Source organism: Arthrobacter sp. MYb221 (assembly GCF_002979835.1).
GTDB lineage: Bacteria > Actinomycetota > Actinomycetes > Actinomycetales > Micrococcaceae > Glutamicibacter.
Genome location: NZ_PCPW01000014.1, coordinates 97,517 through 116,814 on the forward strand (window position 1 = coordinate 97,517; position 19,298 = coordinate 116,814).

Here is a 19,298-nt window from a genome sequence, read left to right on the forward strand (position 1 = left end):
GTGAACCGGAATGGCTCCGGGCGATTGCTCCCCAGCAATCGCGCTTCGCCGGTGGTTAAACTCTGCGAAGCCAACTCGCGCCGCGTGGAACTCTTCCTGCCCATCCCCATGGTCAGGAGCCTCCACTGGCGTGAGCCACTAAATAAAATCATTGCAATTATTTGCCGCGTGCGTCAACTCGGCGCGCTCGCGGCGGGCTTCGGAGCGGCTGAGCATTCAAATAATTTCGATCAGCAGGCATTCACCCTAGGCCATCCGTACTAGTGAGATGAATATTTCCTTTTGGTGGCCAGCAGAGCTGAGAAGTTCCTCCAAATTCGACAGCGGCCGCTACGTGCACAGCATGGCCCCTGGTTCTGCGAAGATCATTGCATGAAGCTACAACAACGGTTGATGAGTGCCCTGCTGGTCGGCATGCTTGCGCTGGCAGCCGGGGCTCCTCACCGCGATTTGCCGGACCGGTCGCCGGCCCAAAGCGAGCCCTGCGCATCGATCCACCGGTTGAAGCCGGAACTTGAACTGAGCCAGCGCGTCACCTTCGTGCTGGCACCGGCCTATGGACAAACCGAGGTAACCATCACCAATTGTCTGCTCGGCCGCGATGGTTACACGCAGCAGTGGAATGCCCGGGGCTTTGCCGGCAGGGCCGGTTTTGCCAGACCCGGTCCCGTGTATGTCAATTCGCTGCAGACACCAACCGGGTCCTATAGCGTCACCGAAGCGTTTGGTCGAAGCAATCCGGGAACGAACCTTGGCTACCGGAAGCTCACCGAGGATTCCTATTGGAGTGGGCGCGAGGGGCGGCGCTTTAACAGCTATTTTGAGGGAGCGGGCGAGTTTCCCGACGAACCGCTCTGGCGATATATGCAGGCCGGGGACTACCAGCAGGCAGCCGTTGTCAACTACAACCGAGCGCCCGACGCTCGGCCGGTGCACGGGCGGAGCTTCGCGATATTCCTCCATGCGGGACTGCGCGAAACCTGGGGTTGCATCTCCACGGATCTGGCTACGGTGGAGAAATTTCTACGCGATACGCACCCGGGAGATCGAATCATCATGGGCGTGGAATCCGAATTATTCAAAGCTCTTGAAAGCCAGCGCTGAGGCCGGTTGCGGCCTATTATGTCCGATGGTGCTGATAGCTCTTGAGCTATGACTATTGTGCTGTTGGTGCTTGTGCTACTCAATATCCTGCTCGTTGTCGGCGCGCTCTTGCTGATCGTGCGGCGGACCGGTTCGAACGACCAGGCGCAGATTGCCGCGGCGGTGCGCGCAACCCATGGCGAGCTGCGCCAGGACCTGGGTGCGCAACGCGCCGAACTGCGCGATTCGCTGCACGAGGTGCGCCGGGACAGCGAGCAGCGGCTGGAAACGATCCGCGCCACCGTGGACGCGAAGATCACCGCGTTGAACGAATCGAACCAGCACATGCACCGCCAGCTGCACAGTGCGCTGCGCGAAGAACTAGAGCGCTTGCGCGTGGGCAACGAGTCGAAGCTCGAGAAGATGCGCGAGACGGTCGACGAGAAGCTGCAAGGGACCTTGGAGAAGCGGCTCGGTGAATCCTTTGAGCTTGTCAGCCAGCGCTTGGAGCAGGTGCAAAAGGGGCTGGGCGAAATGCAGAATCTGGCCGCGGACGTCGGCGGGCTCAAGCGCGTGCTGACGAATGTGAAGAGCCGCGGCACCTGGGGTGAGGTGCAGCTCTCGCGCCAATTGGAAGACCTGCTCACCCCGGAGCAGTATGCGCAGAACGTGGTGATTCGGCCCGAGAGCCGCGACAGCGTCGAGTTCGCGGTGATCATGCCCGGGCGTGAGGAGAAGCCGGTGTATCTGCCGATCGACTCGAAGCTGCCGCAGGAAGACTACGAGCGGCTTTTGGACGCCCAGGAATCGGGCGACAAGCTGCAGCTCGATGCGGCGAGCAAGGCGCTGGATAGGGCCATCACCATCCAGGCGAAGAAGATCGCCGAGAAGTACATCGAACCGCCGCACAGCACTGACTTCGCGATCATGTACCTGCCCACCGAGGGGCTCTTCGCCGAGGTGGTGCGCCGCCCGGGACTTGCCAGCCGGCTGCAAACCGAACACCGGGTGCTGGTCACCGGCCCGACGACGCTGATGAGCCTGCTCAATTCGCTGCAGATGGGCTTCCGGACCCTGGCCATCGAAAAGCGCAGCAGCGAGGTCTGGCAGGTGCTGTCCGCGGCGAAGGCGGAGTTCCGCAAGTACGGGGACGTATGGGACAAGCTGGAGAAGCAGTTGAGCACCGCGCAGAACACGGTCAAGGAAGCCGGAACCCGAACCCGGGCGGTGGAACGCAGGTTGAAGGATGTCCAAAGCCTGCCCGAAGAGCCGGTTTTGGAGCAGGCGCTCGGGCGCTAGCGGTCCAGCCGCAGCTTGAATCCGAGATGCGAGGCGGTGAAGCCCAGCCGCTCGTAGAAGCGGTGCGCCTCTGCCCGCGAGGCATCCGAGGTGAGCTGGACCAGCCCGGCGGCGCAGGCCGGCGCCGCCGCGTCGATCACCCAGCGCAGCATCGCCGAGCCCAGGCCCGTCGAGCGGGAATCGGAGCGCACGCGGACCGCCTCCACGTTCAGCCTGACGGATCCGCCCCGGGAGATCCCGGGGATGGAAGTCAACTGCAGCATCGCGATCACCTCGCCGGCGCGTTCGCCGAGCACCAGATCGTTGCCCGGATCGGCCAGCAGCCGCTCCAGGGCCTGCGCATAGCCCGCGGAATCGGCCGTCGCTTCGCGCGCGGCGCCAAGCGCATCGTCGGCCAAGAGCTGGCGCATTGCCGGAAGGTCGGCCGGTTCGGCGCGGCGCAGCAGCACCTCGGAGTTCAGCGGCGTGGGCAGGTCGAGCGTGGCGAGCATGGGTAACCTTTCAAGAAATCAGGGGCCGAACCGCCGCGCCGATCCAGGGTAGGCGATTCACAATCCCAAGTATGCAGCGAAACTCCGGTCACCTCCCGCTAAGCGGCGGGCGTGGGCGCTTCCTCGGCGGGGTGCTCCGCGCGCAGCTCGACGATGCAGAAGCGCAGGAAGAGCTGGGTGACCGGTCCGATGGCCACCGCATACAAAACGGTTCCGAAGCCGACGATGCCGCCCAGCAGCCAGCCGATGGCCAGCACGCTGACTTCGACTCCGGTGCGCGCCAGGCGCAGGCTGACTCCGGTGCGCGCATGCAGCCCGGTCATCAGTCCGTCGCGCGGCCCCGGGCCAAGCTGGCTGCCGATATAGAGCCCGCCGCCGAACCCGTTCACCAGCAGGGAGCCGGCGAACAGGGCCAGCTGCGTGGGGAGGGAATCTGCCTGCGGAATCACGGCCAGTCCGATGTCGGCGGCCACGCCGATCCAGATGACGTTGGCGATGGTGCCCAGGCCGGGCATCTGGCGCAGCGGGATCCAGAGCAGCAGCACGAGGAAGCCGAAGAGGATCACCACTGTGCCCAGGCTGAGGCCGGTGTGCAGGGTCACGCCGTAATGGAGCACATCCCATGGGGCCAGGCCCAGTCCCGAACGGACAAAGCCCGCCATGGCCAGGCCAAAAAGGGTCAGGCCCACGAAGAGCTGGATGAGGCGCCGCGGAAGCCGCCCGGCGCGAAGCTGCGCCAGGGGTGTCAGGCGGGCCAATTTGGGGGAGCTGAAAGTTGCCATGAATCAATCATCTCGGCAAATGGCATTCAAAAAAAGTGCCAATTAGTGCACACTGGACCTATGACAGTGAACCAACGCCATCTGCCCGCCCGGCGATTGAGCGGGATGCTCGGACAGCGGGCGGGCGAGCAATCGGCCTACAGCTGGCTCTCGGAGGGAATCCGGCAACTGGTGGTCAACGGCCGGGTGCTTCATGGAACCATGCTGCCCAGCGAGCGCGAGCTGGTGGCCGAGCTCGGAATGAGCCGCACCACAATCACGCGCGCCTATCAGGAGCTCCGCGAACGCGGCTTCGCCGAGGCCCGGCAGGGCTCGGGGACCAGGATCCGGATTCCCGGCGGGGAGATCGGGGGAGGCGCCGAGCCGTTGGCGGTGGGCGTGCAGGAAACGCTTCCGCCCGGTGGAATCGACCTCACCTGCGGGGCGCCTACTGCTCCGTTGGGCCTGGCCAGCTACTACCAACGCGCCCTCGATCAGCTGCCCGGCTACATCGGCGGGATGGGCTACTACCCGCTGGGCCTTCCGTTGCTGCGCGAGGCGATCGCCGAAGACTACGCCCGCCGCGGCCTGCCCACCGGCCCCGAGCAGATCATCGTGACCGCCGGCGCGCTGTCGGGGGTGGCCACCGCCGCCCGGACGGTGCTGGCCCGCTCAGCCCGGGTGCTGGCCGAAAGCCCCAGCTACCCGAACTCCGTGAACTCCCTGCGGCAGCACGGAGCGCGCATGCTCGCGATGCCCATCGGACCCGAGGGCAGCGACGTGGCGGGCATCGAAGCCGCTCTGGCCCGCGGCGGGATCGGCGCCATGCTGTGCCTGCCGGACTTCCACAACCCGACCGGTACCCTGCTGGAGAATGAGGGACGCGAGCGCTGGGCCCGGGCGTTGGCCCGCCACGGCGTCCAGGGGATCATCGACGAGACGAACGCCGAGCTGTGGCTGGACGAGCGGCCGCCGGTATTTCCGATGGCGAAGTTCGGCGAGAACCTGATTACCGTGGGCAGCGCCAGCAAAACCTACTGGGGCGGCCTGCGGCTGGGCTGGATCAGGGCGCCGCGAGCGCTGGTGGGGGCCATCAACCAGGTCCGGGCCACCATCGACCTCGGCGCACCGGTGCTGGAACAGCTGGTGCTGAGCATGCTCATCACCGAACGGGCGGGCCTAGACGAGCCGACGCGCGCCAGTCTGCGCGCCAGCCGTGACTGGCTCCACGGATCCTTGGGAGCCGAACTGCCCGAGTGGAAGATCCAGAAACCCGGCGGCGGAATGTCGCTGTGGTGCAATCTCCCGGCGCCCAGGTCCGCGGCCCTGGCGGCGCAGGCCCGGAAGGCGGGATTGCTGCTGAGTCCCGGGGCCACCTTCGCCGTTCAGGACCACGGCCTGGACCACTGGCTGCGCGTGCCCTACGCCCTCGATGGCGAAAGCCTGGCTCGGGCTGTGCCGCAGTTGGTCGAAGCCTGGAAGACGGTGGCCTGAGGTGCGTTACGCGGCGCGGAAGCCCGGGCACTTGCCGGCTTAAGCGGAAATGGGGCCCGGCCACCGCTTGGAAGCGATGAATCGGACCCCATTGCCGCCGAAGCGGCAACACCGGTGGAGAACTAGGCCTTGAAGCGCTCGATGGAGCGAGCCAGTTCGGCCTCGGCGGCCGCGCGGCCCTCCCAGCCCTCGGCCTTGACCCACTTGCCCGGTTCCAGGTCCTTGTAGCGGGTGAAGAAGTGCTCGATTTCCTTGATCAGCCACTGATCGATGTCTTCGAGTTCCTTGATGTGGTCGAAGCGCTTGTCGGTCGGCACGCACAGCAGCTTCGCGTCGCCACCGCCATCGTCGGTCATGTTGAAAACGCCGATGGGGCGGGACTCGACGATGACGCCCGGGATCAAATCGACACCCGGGATGTAAACCATGGCGTCCAATGGATCGCCGTCTTCGCCCAGGGTGTCGTCGAAGTAGCCGTAGTGGGTCGGGTACTGCATGGAGGTGAAGAGCACTCGATCCAGGCGCAAGCGATGGGTCTCGTGGTCGATTTCGTACTTGACGCGTGATCCGGTTGGGATCTCGATGGTCACGTCGTGGCTCATAAAAAGCACACTCCTAAACTAGTCTTAGGGATATCCGCTAATAAGCGTATCGCCCCCGGGGGCATAAGTAGCTAAACCCGCGAGAGGAACATGCTCACATGAACACTGCCGTAAGACGCGTGCTGACGCTTGCGGTGGCGCTGTTGGCAGTGGTGGGCATGGCCGTGGCGATGTTCAGCGCGCCGCGCAGCTTCACCGGTGAACCGCAGGCGCACTACGTCCGTGCCAGCGCAACCGCTCCGGACGCCGCGCCGGTCACCGTCAAGGATCTGGATCCCGAAGCTCCCCTGCCCGATAGCGCGGTGCTCGCCGCGCAACTGGATGCGATCCTGGGCACCAAGGGGGATCAGACCTCCTTCAATGCCCAGGTGGTCGACGTGGCCAGCGGCAAGGTGCTCTACGACAAGAATGCGCAAACTCCCGGAACTCCGGCCTCAAGCCTGAAGGTGGCCACTGCGCTGGCCGCGCTGGATACCCTCGGCGGGGAGCACCAACTGTCCACCAGCGTGTGGCTAGACGGTAACACCCTGGTATTGCGCGGCGGCGGGGATGTGCTGCTGGGCGACGGCGAGTCCGACCCCGCGCACCCCAAGGGCTACGCGGGCCTAGCCACTCTCGCGGCGCAAACCGCGAAGGCGCTGGAGGATCGCGGCATCGGCGAGGTGGAGCTCTGGCTCGACGATTCGCTCTTCGGCGATGCGCAGGTCAACCCGGCCTGGGATAAGTCGTTGTTCACCTCGAATAACATCGGCGCGGTATACCCGATCGCGCACTACGCCGGACGCGCCGCCGAAAGCACCCGCTCGGCCTATCAGTCAGACCCCGCCCAGCAGGTGCGCAAGGTTTTCGCCGCCGAGCTGGGCAAGCAGGTGAAGGTCAGCACGGGCGGACGCGGCGCCTACGAGGGCGGGGAACAGCTCACCGAGGTGCTCTCCGCCCCGCTGCGCGTGCAGATCAAGCACATGCTGCTGGTCTCGGACAACTACCTGACCGAAGCCATGGGCCGGCTGGTAGCGGTGCGCCAGGGCCTGGACCCGAAGCAGGCCGGATTGGCCGTGCAGCAGGTTGCACAAACATATGGCGCCACCGGCATATCCTTGGTGGATACCAGCGGGCTGGCCGCAGCCAACCAAATTTCACCGGCCGCTTTGACCACGCTGCTGCGCGCCGCGGCCACTAGCGGAAAACCCGAACTGCGCGAACTGGTCTACTCGCTGCCCGTCGCCGGATACAACGGCACCCTGATGAACCGGCTCGATGCGGCCGCTACCCTCGGGCTGGTGCGGGCGAAAACCGGCTCGCTGACCGGGGTGGCCACGCTGACCGGGATGACGCTGACCGAAGACGGGCGGCTGATCGCTTTCAGCATCTTTGCCGCACAGCCCAACGGGGCGCTGGCACCACATAAACCAACCATCGACCAGGCAGTCACCGCCCTGCGCGGCTGTGGGTGCCGGTAGGAGAATTACATGAGCCAGTTCATCGATTGGGATCTCGCCGTAAGCACCGCAAAAACGCTGATGCCCGCCGGGCCGGCGCTGAGCGGCAAACAGGCGGTGCGGATCGTGGAAGAACTGCGCATCGCCGGCGGGCAGGGGCTCACCGAGGCCGAACGGATCTCGCAGCTGACCTCCACCGCACCCTCCGAAACCCTGGTGGTGGACCGCGCCGGATGGGCCAAGGCGGTCAGCCAGAACTTCGCCGCAATGCTTCCCGAGCTGCCCAAAACCCCCACCGCCCTGCCGCTGATCGCCGGGGCGGAACTCGGTGCGGTGCTTTCGGTGCTCGGCCCCCGGGTGCTGGGGCAATTCGACCCGTTCGCCGGCCCCCGGCTGCTGCTCAACGCCCCGACGATCACCCAGATCCGCGGCGAGCTGAACCTGAACGCGCGGGACTTCTACCTGTGGATCGCCACCCACGAGCAGACCCACCGGCTGCAGTTCGAACATGCGCCATGGATCCCTGGGGTGATGAAGCAGACCCTGGCCGAGGTCTTCGAGCCGCTGGGCGGGAAGACCAACTCGATGAACGACATCGGGGCGCGGATCAAAACCATGCGCAGCGAGGTCGGCGAGCTGACCAGCATCATGTCGGTGCTCGAAGGCCACGCAATGGTCGTGATGAACGATGTCAGCTCGATCCGCACGATCAAGACCATCCGCAACCGCTTCGCCGCCCGCGGCAAGAACCGTTCGCCCTGGGCCAGCTGGATCGGCAAGCTGTTGGGCATGGACGCCAAGGCCCGCCAGTACGAGCGCGGCGCGAAGTTCGTGCGCCACCTGGTGGACGAGATCGGCTATGCCGGCTTCAACGAGATCTTCACCGACCGGGAACTGTTCCCCAGCTCCGCGGAACTCGACAACCCCGCACGCTGGCTGGCCCGCACCCGATGAGCCGGCCGATCGACCTGGCCCGCAACGCGGTGGCGGCGCAGGCCGGAGAATTCGCGCTGCTCGGCGTTTCGGGCGGGGCCGACTCCCTGGCGCTGGCCGTTGCCGCCAGCCAGCTGCGCGAGCGGATCCGCTTCGCCGTGGTGATCGTGGACCATGGCCTGCAAGCGGGCAGCGCCGCGGTGGCGGCGCGCGCCGCCGCGCAATGCCAGGCGCTGGGCCTGGAGGAGGTGCTGCTCAAGACGGTGCACACCGCCGGGGACGAGGCCTCCGCCCGGGCCGCCCGATATGCGGCCTTCGAGCAGGCCATGGAGCAGACCGGGGCGCAACGCCTGCTGCTCGCGCACACCAAAGACGATCAGGCCGAACAGGTGCTGCTGGGGATCCTGCGCGGTTCGGGCACCAGGTCCTTGGCTGGAATACCCGTCTCGCGCGGCCCCTACGCCCGCCCGCTGCTGGAGCTGACCCGCCAAGACACCGAGCACATCTGCGCGCGGGCCGGCGTCGAGTACTGGGAAGACCCGAGCAATGCGGACACCGCCTACCGACGCAACCACATCCGCCACGAGGTGCTCCCGTTTTTGCGTGCGCAGCTCGGCGGGCACCTGACCGAGGCGCTGGCCCGCACCGCGGCGCTGGCGGCGGCGGACGCAGACGCGCTGGACTCCTGGGCCGGGCGGGCGTGGGCGCAGGCGCGCAGCGCCGCCGGGGTGGACTTGCGGATTCTTGCCACTTTTCCCGAAGCCATCGCCTCCAGGGTGCTGCGCCTGGCCGCCGCCGAGGCCGGGGCGCAGAATCTGGGCAGCGAGCGCACGGCGGCCCTGTGCGCGCTGGCCGGGGTGGGGGCGAGCAAGTCCCGTTCGGCCGGTCCGGTGCAGCTCGAAGGCAAGATCAGTGCGTTGCGGCGCTCCTCGGTGATAGTTTTCACGACCACAAGCTCAACAACACTAAACTAAATGTGGCACTCTAGTTGAGTACCCCACCTCTGAGAATCAGGAGAACCCTCGTGGATTCGAACACAGTCAAGGCCGATCTCGCGCACGTACTGTATACCAAGGAAGAAATCCAGGCTCGCATCGATGACCTGGCCGCACAGATCGACAAGGATTACGAGGGACGCGACATCCTCGTTGTCGGCGTGCTCAAGGGTGCGGTGATGGTCATGGCGGATCTGGTCCGCGCGCTGAAGTCCCACCTGTCCATGGACTGGATGGCGGTCTCCTCCTACGGTTCCGGAACCCAGTCTTCCGGCGTGGTGCGTATTCTCAAGGACCTGGACACCGATTTGATGGGCAAGCATGTGCTCATCGTCGAAGACATCATCGACTCGGGCCTGACCCTGTCCTGGTTGAAGGCCAACCTGGAATCCCGCGGCCCGGCCTCGGTGGAAATCTGCACCCTGCTGCGCAAGCCGGAAGCGGCGAAGGTGGAAATCGACGTGAAATACGTCGGCATGGACATTCCCAACGAATTTGTTGTCGGCTACGGCTTGGACTACGCGGAAAAGTACCGCAACCTGGACTGCGTGGGCACCTTGGCTCCGCACATCTACGAGTAGGGAACTTTTAACGCCGCTTAGGCGTTGAACTGAATCGAAGGTGGCGTTGCCCGGACGCCGGCAGAACGCGTGAGGGGGATGCGAAAGGTACGGGACCTTTCGGGTCGATGAAAACTAAGAAGATTTTTAACAGCTGGATCATTTGGGTCCTGGTCGGTGTGACCGCGATGGTGTTGTTCCTGCCGATGGTATTCGGCAACGGTTCGGCACAAGTGGATACCTCCGTGGGCCTGAACCAACTCACCAGCGGTAACGCCACCGAAGCGAAGATCTTCGACGGAGATCAACGAGTAGACCTGACCCTGCGCGACGCGCTGAACGTCGACGGAGTGGACAAGGGAAAGAAGATTTCCTTCTACTACTCCGTACCCCGCGCCGACCAGGTGGTCGACGCGATGAACGACGCGCAGCTGAGCAAGTTCACCGATCAGCCGGTGGAAAACAACTGGCTGCTCTCGATGCTCGGCATCATTATCCCCTTCATCCTGATTGCAGGCATCTTCTGGTTCATCCTGGCGCGCAGCCAGGGTGGCGGTTCGAAGGTGATGCAGTTCGGCAAGTCCAAGGCGAAACTGATCACCAAGGATATGCCGCAGGTGACCTTCGTGGACGTGGCCGGCGCCGAAGAGGCGGTGGAGGAACTGCACGAAATCAAGGAGTTCCTGCAGGAGCCCGCCAAATTCCAGGCCGTGGGCGCGAAGATTCCCAAGGGCGTTCTGCTCTACGGCCCTCCGGGCACCGGCAAGACGCTGCTGGCCAAGGCCGTGGCCGGCGAGGCGGCGGTCCCGTTCTACTCGATTTCGGGTTCCGACTTCGTCGAGATGTTCGTCGGCGTGGGTGCCTCGCGCGTGCGCGACCTGTTCGAACAGGCCAAGACCAATTCCCCGGCGATCATCTTCGTTGATGAGATCGACGCCGTGGGCCGGCACCGCGGCGCCGGAATCGGCGGCGGCAACGACGAACGCGAGCAGACGCTGAACCAGCTGCTGGTCGAGATGGACGGCTTCGACGCCTCCACCAACGTCATCCTGATCGCCGCGACCAACCGTCCGGACGTGCTGGACCCGGCGCTGCTGCGCCCGGGACGCTTCGACCGGCAGATCCCGGTGGAGGCACCGGATCTGAAGGGCCGCGAACAGATCCTGAAGGTCCACGTGGCCGGCAAGCCGATGGACGCCACGGTGGATCTGAACGCGGTGGCGAAGAAGACCCCGGGCTACACCGGCGCGGATTTGGCCAACGTGCTCAACGAGGCCGCGCTGCTCACCGCCCGCTCGAACGCCAACCTGATCGATGACCGCGCGCTGGACGAAGCGATCGACCGGGTGATGGCCGGGCCGCAGAAGCGCACCCGGCTGATGGACGAGCACGAGCGCAAGGTCACCGCCTACCACGAGGGCGGCCACGCGCTGGTGGCCGCGGCGATGAACCAGACCGCACCGGTCACCAAGATCACCATCCTGCCCCGCGGCCGCGCCCTGGGCTACACCATGGTGGTCCCGGAGTCCGATAAGTACTCGATCACCCGCAACGAACTGCTGGACCAGATGGCCTACGCCATGGGCGGCCGCGTGGCCGAGGAGATCGTCTTCCACGATCCCTCCACCGGCGCGTCCAACGACATCGAGAAGGCCACCGACACCGCACGCAAGATGGTCACCGAATACGGCATGAGCGAGAAGATCGGCGCGGTGCGCCTGGCCTCCTCGGCCGCCGCACAGGGCATGGGCACCGGGAGCCGGGACTACTCCGATGAGATGGCCCACCTGGTCGACGAGGAGGTGCGCACGCTCATCGAGCAGGCGCACGACGACGCCTACTGGGCGCTGACCGCCAACCGCCACGTGCTGGACCGCCTCGCGCTGGCCCTGCTGGAGCACGAAACGCTGAACCAGAAGGAAATCGCCGAGCTCTTCGTCGATCTGGTCAAGCGCGACAAGCGCGACGTGTGGCTGAGCAACGACGAGCGTCCGGTCCACGAACAAGGCCCGGTATTAAGCCCCAAGGAGCGCGCGGCGCGTTCGACCGACTAGGATCGAAGTCGTGATTGAAGTCAATGAGATCGACCAGCCGCGCATTGCCGCGGCGGTCCGCGAAATCCTCGAAGCGATCGGCGAAGATCCGGACCGCGATGGCCTGCTGGACACCCCGAAGCGGGTAGCCAAGGCCTACGCCGAATTCTTCGCCGGTTTGCATCAGGATGCCGCCGAACACCTGTCCACCACTTTCGACATCGAACATGACGAACTGGTGCTGGTCAAGGACATCCCGTTCTATTCCACCTGCGAACACCACCTGGTCCCGTTCTACGGCACCGCGCATATCGGCTACATTCCGGGCCGCGGCGGCAAGGTCACCGGTCTGAGCAAGCTGGCGCGCCTGGTCGAGGTCTTCGCCCGCCGCCCGCAGGTGCAAGAGCGCTTGACCACCCAGATCGTCGATGCGCTCGTCGAACACCTCGAACCCACCGGCGCGATCGTCGTGATCGAATGCGAGCACATGTGCATGTCGATGCGCGGGGTGCGCAAGCCCGGCGCGAAGACCGTCACCAGTGCGGTGCGCGGACAGCTGCGCGAGACCGCAACCCGTGCCGAAGCCATGAGCCTGATCCTCGGAAGGTAGCAATTATGTCACTTGGAGCCATCCCGGGCACCGGCCCGGCCACCAGCCCGCTGACCGTGATCCGCAAGTCGAAGCGGAAGAGCTTCGCGGACCTGCCCACCGGGCGCACCCTGGTGATGGGGATCCTGAACGTCACCGAGGACTCCTTCTCCGACGGCGGCGAGTTCCTGGGCACCGACAAGGCGCTGGACCACGGGCTGAAGCTGCTCTACGCCGGAGCCGACATCATCGACGTGGGCGGGGAATCCACCCGTCCCGGAGCCAAGGACGTGGATCCCGCCCTGGAGCAGGCGCGCATCATCCCGGTGATCGAGGCGCTGGCTAAGGCCGGCGCGGTGATCTCCGTGGACACCATGCACGTGTCCACCGCCCGCGCGGCCATCGCCGCCGGGGCGCAGCTGGTCAACGACGTCTCCGGGCTGACCTATGAGCAGGGCATGGCGGAACTGATCGCCGAAACCGGGGTCCCCTACGTGCTGATGCACCGCCGCGGCACCGCCGCGAATATGGTGCACGAGGCGAACTACGGGGACCCGGTGGCCGAGGTGCTCGCCGAGCTGCGCACCCTGCGCGACGAGTTCCTGGCCAAGGGCGTGAAGCCCGAACAGCTGATCCTCGACCCGGGCCTGGGCTTCGCGAAGAATGCCGAGCACAACTGGGCGCTGCTGGCCAACCTGGCGGCCTTCGCGGCGCTGGGCCACCCGGTGCTGGTCGGCACCAGCCGCAAGCGTTTCCTCGGCGAACTGCTGGCCGACGGCAAGGACCCGCGCGAACCGCTGGGCCGCGACGTGGCCACCGCCGCGACCACCGTGCTCGCCGCCCGGGACAACGCCTGGGCGGTGCGCGTGCACGATGTGGCGGCCAGCCGCGACGCGTTGGAAGTCGTGCAGGCCTATGGATCGCATTAGCATCCAGGGGATTTCCGCCACCGGCTATCACGGGGTCTTCGACCACGAGAAGCGCGAAGGCCAGGAATTCCGCATCGACGTGGTGCTGCATGTGGACATCACCCGGGCCGCGCTGAGCGATGACGTGGCTGACACCGTGGACTACGGGGCCGTCAGCCAGCTGGTGGTCGATCAGATCCAGGCCGGACCCTGGGACCTGATCGAAAAGCTCGGAGCGCAGATCGCCGAGGCGATCCTCGCCGCCTGGCGCTCGGTGGCCACCGTGGAGGTGATGGTGCACAAGCCGCAGGCTCCGATTCCGGTGCCTTTTTCCGATGTGAGCATCTCGCTGACCCGGCAGCAGAGCGTGCATACCGCGATTATCGCGCTGGGTGCCAACCTCGGGGACAGCGCCGCGACGCTGCGCTCGGCCATCGCGGAACTGCGCGAGCACCTCGAGGTGCTGCGGACCTCCCCGGTAGCGCTCACCAAGCCGGTGGGCGGCCCGCCCGAACAGCCCGATTACACCAACCAGGTCATCGAGGTGCGCACCACGCTGGGCCCGTACGAGCTGCTTGAGCTGTGCCAAAGCATCGAGGCCAACCACGAGCGCACCCGCGAGGTGCGCTGGGAGGCGCGCACGCTGGACCTGGATCTGATCACCTTCGACCAGCTGCGCCTGGACGAGGAACTGCTGACCCTGCCGCATCCGCGCGCCCACACCCGCGGGTTCGTGCTCGCCCCGTGGAGCTGGATGGATGCCGACGCGGTGCTCAACGGACAGCTGGTATCCCGGCTGGCGGCCGAAGCGGCGGACACCGCGGACATCATCAGGCTATGAACCGGCTCAAGCTGCGCACGCTCATCTGGTGCACGCTGCTTGGCGGCGTGACCGGTTGGGTTGCCTTGCGCCTGCTCACGGCCGCCGGCAGGTTCTCCCCGGTGCTCGACTACGCCGCATTGTTCTCCCTGGGCGCGGTGTGCGCGGTGGTCCTCTTCCTCGGCATCCGGGTCAAGCGTTCAACCCTGGGCCGCGGCCATATCGACCCGATCGCCGCCGCGCGCACGCTGGTGCTCGCGCAGGCGGCCGCCTACGCCGGCGCACTGATTACCGGCTGGCATCTGGCCCCGCTGCTGACCTTGCTGTTCGCCTCCGGCTCGAGCCCCACGCTCACCCGCGCGATGGTCCTCACCGGCGCCGGGATCCTGATGGTGGTCATCGGCTACCTTGTCCAGCACCTTTGCAAACTACCGCCCGAGGACACCGATGAAAATACCGATGGAATCGTCACCGAATAACTTCACCGCGGTGGACCCCGACTATTTTAAGGTCAAGCTGGCCACCTGGCTGATCCAGACCGGCAGCTACCTGCTGGTGGCGCTGCTGCCGTTGATCCTGCGCCTGTTCGGCCTCCCCGTGCCCTGGTGGTTGGTCATCCTCCCGCCGGTGCTGGTCCTCGGCCTGGCCTTGCCGATCCTGCGCATGCTGCGCCGCCAGGTGCGGGCGCTGGGCTACCGGGAACGCGAAGAAGACCTGCTGGTGCGTTCCGGGGTGCTCTGGCGCAAGCAACTTGTCATCCCCTACGGGCGGATGCAATATGTCGAGGTCACCAGCGGGCCGCTGGAACGCCGCTATGGGTTGTGCAAGCTGACGCTGAACACCGCCGCCGGGTCTGCCACCGCGGTCATCCCCGGGCTGCGCGAAGACACCGGGCAGGCGTTGCGCGAACGCTTGGTCGCGGCCGGCGAAGCGAACCTGCTGTGAACGAATGGCAGCGGGTCCACCCGGCCAGCCCCTTTGTGCACGGCTGGCTGGCCATCGTCGGTTTGGCCTGGGTGTACTGGCAGAATACCGATGACATTTCCTGGGCGGAACGTTTCACCGGCAGCCGGCTGGCCTGGACCGTGGGCATCGGCTCGGCGGCGCTGGCGCTGGTGCTCATCTTCTACGCGCTGTCCTGGTATTTCACCCGCTACCGGATCAGCGAAACCCACGTTTATGTGAACGCCGGAATGGTCTTCCGCAGCCAAAAGCAGGCGCGCATCGACCGGGTGCAGGGCATCGACATCGCCCAGCCCCTGGTGGCCCGGCTGCTCGGCTTGGCCGAACTGCGCTTCGATGTGGCCGACGGTTCGGCTTCGGTCATGCGCCTGTCCTTCCTGCGCAAGGCGCACGCCCACCAGCTGCGTGCCGAGATCCTGGCGCTGGCCCAAGGCGAGATCCCGGTGCAGGAAGAAGCCGCGCAGCCGGTTCCGCTGATGGCCAAGGTGCCAGCCGGACGCCTGCTCGCCTCCATGTTCCTGCGGCTTCCCACGGTGATTGGCGTGCTCTTGGCGTTGGTTCTGGGCATCCTGAGCCTCTCGGGGGTTGGCGTGCTGGTTGCCGGCCTGGTGCCGATGCTGCTCGGCTTCGGCGGCTGGTTCTACAAGGAACTGAACAACTCATGGAACTTCAGTGCGAGCGCCACGGATACCGGCCTGCGGATCAGCCACGGGCTGGCCGATACCAAGCAGCAGTCGTTGCCGGCCGGCCGGGTGCAGTCGATCCAGATCAGTTCGCCGGCCTTTTGGCGGCTGCTCGGCTGGTACCGGGTGGAGGTCAACGCGCTCGGTGTCGGTGAAGAAGAAATGTCGAATCTGCTGGTGCTGCCCGTCGGGGACTTCGAAGCGGTCACCCAGGTGATGGGGATCTTGCTGCCCGAGTTGGGGGTCGAGAACCAGCGCGCGGTGCTGCATACCGCCATCACCAGCGGAACCGACCACGGTTTCACCAGCTCACCGGCCCGTGCCAAGGCCTTGTCTCCGGGGGCCTGGAAGCATCAGGCGTTTTTGAGCACCGGCAGTTGCGTGATCACCCGCTTCGGTTGGCTTTCGCGCAGCGCGGCCTTCGTGCCGCATCGGCGGATCCAGGGGATGGTGCTGCAGCAGGGCCCCTGGGAGCGTCGCCGGGAGTTGGCGGGGATCCGCCTGTACAGCGCCGGTGGCTCGATCATGGGCTACATGCATCAGCTCGATGAGCAGGTAGCGACAGAATTTTTTGCGGCGCAAGCGCGGCGACAGGTTGAGAGGTAGATCCATGGAGGCACCCCGCTTAGGCATTGGAATCATCTCCGCCGGCAAGGTCGGAGCGGTCCTCGGGGCCGCGTTGGCGGCCGCCGGACACCGGATCACCGGCGTGCATGCAGTCTCCGAAGCGTCGCGGGACCGTGCCGAGGTGTTGCTGCCCGGCGTGGAGATCCTGGATCCGGCCGAAATCCTGCGGCGCAGCGAGCTGGTGCTCTTCGCGGTCCCAGATGATGTGCTCGGCGAACTGGTCCAGGGCTTGGCCGCCGCTGGGCACTTTGTGACCGGCCAGCTGGTTGCCCACACCGCCGGACGGTACGGCACCGGGATCCTGGAGCCCGCGCGAGCCGCCGGAACCTTCCCGCTGGCCATCCACCCGGCAATGACCTTTACCGGGATGAGCTTGGATCTGCAACGGCTTACCGACTGCGTTTTCGCCGTCACCGCGGATGAAATCATGCTCCCCGTGGCTCAGGCGCTCGTGGTGGAGATGCGCGGAGAGCCGGTGGTGATCGCCGAGGCAGACCGCGTGAGCTATCACGCGGCGCTGGCCCATGCGTCAAATCATCTGAACACCATTACCGCGCAGTCGGCCGATATGCTACGCCGGATCGGGGTGCAAGATCCGGCGGCTACGCTGCGTGCGTTGATGGGCGCAAGCCTGGACAACGCCTTGCGTTCGGGAGCCGGAGCCTTGACCGGGCCGGTAGCCCGGGGCGACGTGGGAACCGTCAGGGCGCATCTGGCCGCGATGGCCAAGGACCAAACCGAGACCGTGGACAGCTACCGCAGCCTCTCGCGGGCTACCGCGCAACGCGCGGCGGCACTCGGGCGGATCTCGCCGGGAACACTTCAAGAACTGCTGCAGGTTCTAGAATAGAGGGCGTGAAGACCCCGATGATTGTTCAAACCCGCGATGAGCTGAAGACAGCGATCGCTCAGGCCAACCCGCAAACTCTGGGCTTTGTTCCCACCATGGGGGCATTGCATGAGGGGCACGCGCGACTTTTTGCCAAGGCGCGTACCGAAAACGAGTTGGTGGTCAGTTCGGTCTTCGTCAATGAGCTGCAATTCAATGATGCACAGGACTATGCCAATTACCCGCGTGACCTAGATGCCGATGTGCAATTGGCCGCGCAGGCCGGGGTCGATATCGTCTTCGCGCCGCGCGCCGAGGAAATTTACCACGCGGGGATGCCGTTGATCCGGCTGAACAGCGGGGTGCTGGGCGAAATGTACGAGGGGGCCTCCCGCCCGGGGCATTTCGACGGGATGCTGGCGGTGGTGGCCAAGCTGCTTCACCTGGCAGATCCGCGGCAAGGCGAATACCGCGCCTATTTCGGGCAGAAGGACGCTCAGCAGTTGGCGCTCATCCGGCGGATGGTCGCAGATTTGGACTACCCGGTGCTACTGCGCTCGGTGCCGATCGTAAGGAGCCCCGAAGGGCTGGCGCTGTCCAGCCGCAATGCGTTGCTCAACGCCGAAGAATTGCGGGCCGCGTTGGTGCTGCACCGTGCGATCGAACTGATTTCCGGGCGTGCTGCCCGTCACGAACCGCTGAATATTGACGACGCGCTGGGCCTGTTCCAGATGGAACCACTAGTCGAGCTCGACTATTTCGTGGTGGTAGACCCCAATACCCTCCAGGAGCTAGCCTTCAATTGCCAGGACACTCCCTTTACCGGGCAGGGCCTCGTGCTGGTGGCGGCCAAGGTCGGTAATGTGCGCTTGATCGATAACCAGCCAATTTAAGTCAGTCGAAGCGTCGTGCGGTCCGCTCGAGAATTTCGCGGAATTGTCCCAACTCGGCCATGATCTGCGCGGCGCTTTCCTCTGCTTGAACGAATTGGACCGCTTCACCGGCATAAACCGGGGCCATCGAGACCAGCGCTTGCGCGCGGGCAGTGCGCATCTGTTCACGCAGCTGTTCCGTGGCAGCGGCCTGCAGCCCGGGAATGTCCCCGGCCCAGTGCTGGCTGAATTCGTTTCTCAGCGCCCGTCCGCCAAACTCTTCCGCCCAGGGAAGCTGCTGTGCGATATCAAATGCGCGGGTGTATACGGTGTCGTCTAATCCGGAGGCCAGGACCGCGGCCTTTAAGTTCTCGTGTCCGCTGGCTTCGGCACTAGCAAGGAAACGCGTCCCTACCCAAGCCGCATCTGCGCCGGCGGCCAATACCGCAGCCACGGCCCGGGCGGTGCCGATGCCGCCGGCGGCGATCACCGGTTTAACGTTCTGCATCGTCGCCAGCTGCACCAGCGGCAGCGTTCCCGCTTCGTTGCGCCCATGGCCGCCGCCTTCGCCGCCCCGGGCAATGACAACATCGATATCATCTTGCATGGCCCGGGCGAGGTCTTCCGCGTTTCCCACCTGCATGGCAGTGAGCACTCCCGCTTCGTGGGCTAGGGCCGCACTCCTGGTGGGGTCGCCGAAACTCAACACAACCAATGACGGCTCGTAGTCGAGGAAGCTTTCCAAGGCGCTCAAGTCATTTTCCAAAGACCACGCCATGAAACCGACACCCCAGGGGGAATCTGTTGAGCCCAGATGGGCTGCCTGCTCCGAAATCCATTCGCCGGTGGGGGTGGCCGGGCAGCCAATCATCCCTACGCCGCCGGCGGCGCTGACGGCGGCAGCGAGCTGGCCGCCGGCGGCGCCTGCCATCGAAGCGTTAAAGATTGGCTCACGGTATCCAAGGAGTGTCTGAAGGTCGCTCATAACGCCAGACTAGGACACCAAATTGAATGTGACGCAGAACCCCCTCCGTCGATTTGTAAGTTAACCGAAGTCTCTGTATAGTTTTTCTCTGTTGCCGGAACGCAAACAACGTGGAATACACGTAGAATTCATCCGGTGGCAAAGAGCTTTTCACAAGGCGTTTCGACTGGTTTTGACCGGTTCACGAAACATGCTAGAGTTGTAAAGTTGCTCCGGAGCGAAGCAGCCGCCGATTGCGGTGGTTGTGGTGTCGAGAGTGTTTGTTGTTTGAGAACTCAATAGTGTGCCAAGTTTATTGATACCGAATTATTTTTAATTTGGTGGATATATAA

General features: G+C 65.2%; 21 protein-coding genes. 17 read left to right on the forward strand and 4 right to left on the reverse strand.

All coding sequences use genetic code 11. The annotated features are described in order from the left end of the window. From CQ015_RS15465 to rmuC, 3 genes are all read left to right on the forward strand, one after another. Positions 1–264 carry a hypothetical protein gene (locus CQ015_RS15465; RefSeq protein ID WP_105569303.1) on the forward strand — a complete coding sequence of 88 codons (264 nt, stop codon included), beginning with the start codon at positions 1–3 and terminating at the stop codon, positions 262–264. 108 nt (positions 265–372) lie between these two features. Then, on the forward strand, positions 373–1,104 hold the full coding sequence (locus CQ015_RS15470) for a hypothetical protein (protein WP_146114077.1): 732 nt from the start codon (positions 373–375) through the stop codon (positions 1,102–1,104). 48 nt (positions 1,105–1,152) lie between these two features. Then, positions 1,153–2,382, forward strand: coding sequence for a DNA recombination protein RmuC (gene rmuC, locus CQ015_RS15475; RefSeq protein ID WP_105650566.1), 1,230 nt, complete (start codon positions 1,153–1,155; stop codon positions 2,380–2,382). Here the strand turns inward: rmuC and CQ015_RS15480 are convergent. Together CQ015_RS15480 and CQ015_RS15485 are read right to left on the reverse strand one after the other, a co-directional pair. Beyond that, entirely contained in the window at positions 2,379–2,873 is a 495-nt protein-coding gene (locus tag CQ015_RS15480) for a GNAT family N-acetyltransferase (RefSeq protein ID WP_105554108.1), read from the reverse strand. The two genes, rmuC and CQ015_RS15480, sit on opposite strands and share 4 nt — an antisense overlap. Positions 2,874–2,971: 98 nt before the next feature. Continuing rightward, positions 2,972–3,655 (reverse strand): YitT family protein, encoded by a 684-nt coding sequence (locus CQ015_RS15485; protein ID WP_105554109.1) that lies wholly within the window; start codon positions 3,653–3,655, stop codon positions 2,972–2,974. 60 nt (positions 3,656–3,715) lie between these two features. On the opposite strand from CQ015_RS15485, the gene CQ015_RS15490 reads away from it, so the two are divergent. Next, a complete protein-coding gene (locus tag CQ015_RS15490) occupies positions 3,716–5,128 on the forward strand; it encodes a PLP-dependent aminotransferase family protein (protein WP_105650567.1) in 1,413 nt (470 codons plus the stop codon). A gap of 122 nt (positions 5,129–5,250) precedes the next feature. Here CQ015_RS15490 and CQ015_RS15495 read toward each other — a convergent pair whose 3' ends face one another. Beyond that, on the reverse strand, positions 5,251–5,730 hold the full coding sequence (locus CQ015_RS15495) for an inorganic diphosphatase (protein WP_096282979.1): 480 nt from the start codon (positions 5,728–5,730) through the stop codon (positions 5,251–5,253). A 98-nt stretch (positions 5,731–5,828) separates the two neighbouring features. Between CQ015_RS15495 and CQ015_RS15500 the strand changes: the two genes are divergently transcribed. The 13 genes from CQ015_RS15500 (at position 5,829) to panC (ending at position 18,002) form a co-directional block, all read left to right on the forward strand. Further along, positions 5,829–7,190 carry a D-alanyl-D-alanine carboxypeptidase/D-alanyl-D-alanine-endopeptidase gene (locus CQ015_RS15500; protein ID WP_105650568.1) on the forward strand — a complete coding sequence of 454 codons (1,362 nt, stop codon included), beginning with the start codon at positions 5,829–5,831 and terminating at the stop codon, positions 7,188–7,190. A gap of 9 nt (positions 7,191–7,199) precedes the next feature. Further along, positions 7,200–8,123 carry a zinc-dependent metalloprotease gene (locus tag CQ015_RS15505; RefSeq protein WP_105650569.1) on the forward strand — a complete coding sequence of 308 codons (924 nt, stop codon included), beginning with the start codon at positions 7,200–7,202 and terminating at the stop codon, positions 8,121–8,123. Then, entirely contained in the window at positions 8,120–9,076 is a 957-nt protein-coding gene (gene tilS / locus CQ015_RS15510) for a tRNA lysidine(34) synthetase TilS (protein ID WP_105569297.1), read from the forward strand. The genes CQ015_RS15505 and tilS overlap by 4 nt, the downstream gene beginning before the upstream one ends. A 50-nt stretch (positions 9,077–9,126) precedes the next feature. Then, positions 9,127–9,678 (forward strand): hypoxanthine phosphoribosyltransferase, encoded by a 552-nt coding sequence (gene hpt / locus CQ015_RS15515; RefSeq protein ID WP_105554114.1) that lies wholly within the window; start codon positions 9,127–9,129, stop codon positions 9,676–9,678. Positions 9,679–9,785: 107 nt separating this feature from the next. Beyond that, positions 9,786–11,711 carry an ATP-dependent zinc metalloprotease FtsH gene (gene ftsH / locus CQ015_RS15520; RefSeq protein ID WP_105554115.1) on the forward strand — a complete coding sequence of 642 codons (1,926 nt, stop codon included), beginning with the start codon at positions 9,786–9,788 and terminating at the stop codon, positions 11,709–11,711. A gap of 10 nt (positions 11,712–11,721) precedes the next feature. After that, positions 11,722–12,300, forward strand: a complete 579-nt coding sequence (folE, locus tag CQ015_RS15525) for a GTP cyclohydrolase I FolE (RefSeq protein ID WP_255248300.1) — start codon at positions 11,722–11,724, stop codon at positions 12,298–12,300. Between the two features lie 5 nt (positions 12,301–12,305). Next, entirely contained in the window at positions 12,306–13,208 is a 903-nt protein-coding gene (folP, locus tag CQ015_RS19050) for a dihydropteroate synthase (RefSeq protein ID WP_181148303.1), read from the forward strand. Then, on the forward strand, positions 13,195–14,028 hold the full coding sequence (folK, locus tag CQ015_RS15530) for a 2-amino-4-hydroxy-6-hydroxymethyldihydropteridine diphosphokinase (RefSeq protein ID WP_181150443.1): 834 nt from the start codon (positions 13,195–13,197) through the stop codon (positions 14,026–14,028). Before folP ends, folK begins: the two co-directional genes overlap by 14 nt. Continuing rightward, entirely contained in the window at positions 14,025–14,486 is a 462-nt protein-coding gene (locus CQ015_RS15535) for a DUF3180 domain-containing protein (RefSeq protein WP_105554117.1), read from the forward strand. The genes folK and CQ015_RS15535 overlap by 4 nt, the downstream gene beginning before the upstream one ends. After that, positions 14,467–14,952 (forward strand): PH domain-containing protein, encoded by a 486-nt coding sequence (locus CQ015_RS15540; RefSeq protein ID WP_105554134.1) that lies wholly within the window; start codon positions 14,467–14,469, stop codon positions 14,950–14,952. Before CQ015_RS15535 ends, CQ015_RS15540 begins: the two co-directional genes overlap by 20 nt. Further along, a complete protein-coding gene (locus CQ015_RS15545; RefSeq protein ID WP_105650571.1) occupies positions 14,949–16,259 on the forward strand; it encodes a PH domain-containing protein in 1,311 nt (436 codons plus the stop codon). Before CQ015_RS15540 ends, CQ015_RS15545 begins: the two co-directional genes overlap by 4 nt. Before the next feature lie 4 nt (positions 16,260–16,263). Next, positions 16,264–17,130, forward strand: a complete 867-nt coding sequence (locus tag CQ015_RS15550; RefSeq protein WP_105650572.1) for a Rossmann-like and DUF2520 domain-containing protein — start codon at positions 16,264–16,266, stop codon at positions 17,128–17,130. Positions 17,131–17,147: 17 nt separating this feature from the next. Further along, positions 17,148–18,002 (forward strand): pantoate--beta-alanine ligase, encoded by an 855-nt coding sequence (panC, locus tag CQ015_RS15555; protein ID WP_105650578.1) that lies wholly within the window; start codon positions 17,148–17,150, stop codon positions 18,000–18,002. Between the two features lies 1 nt (position 18,003). On the opposite strand, the gene CQ015_RS15560 is transcribed toward panC, so the two are convergent. Next, on the reverse strand, positions 18,004–18,966 hold the full coding sequence (locus tag CQ015_RS15560) for a nitronate monooxygenase family protein (protein WP_105569294.1): 963 nt from the start codon (positions 18,964–18,966) through the stop codon (positions 18,004–18,006). Positions 18,967–19,298 lie beyond the last annotated feature (332 nt).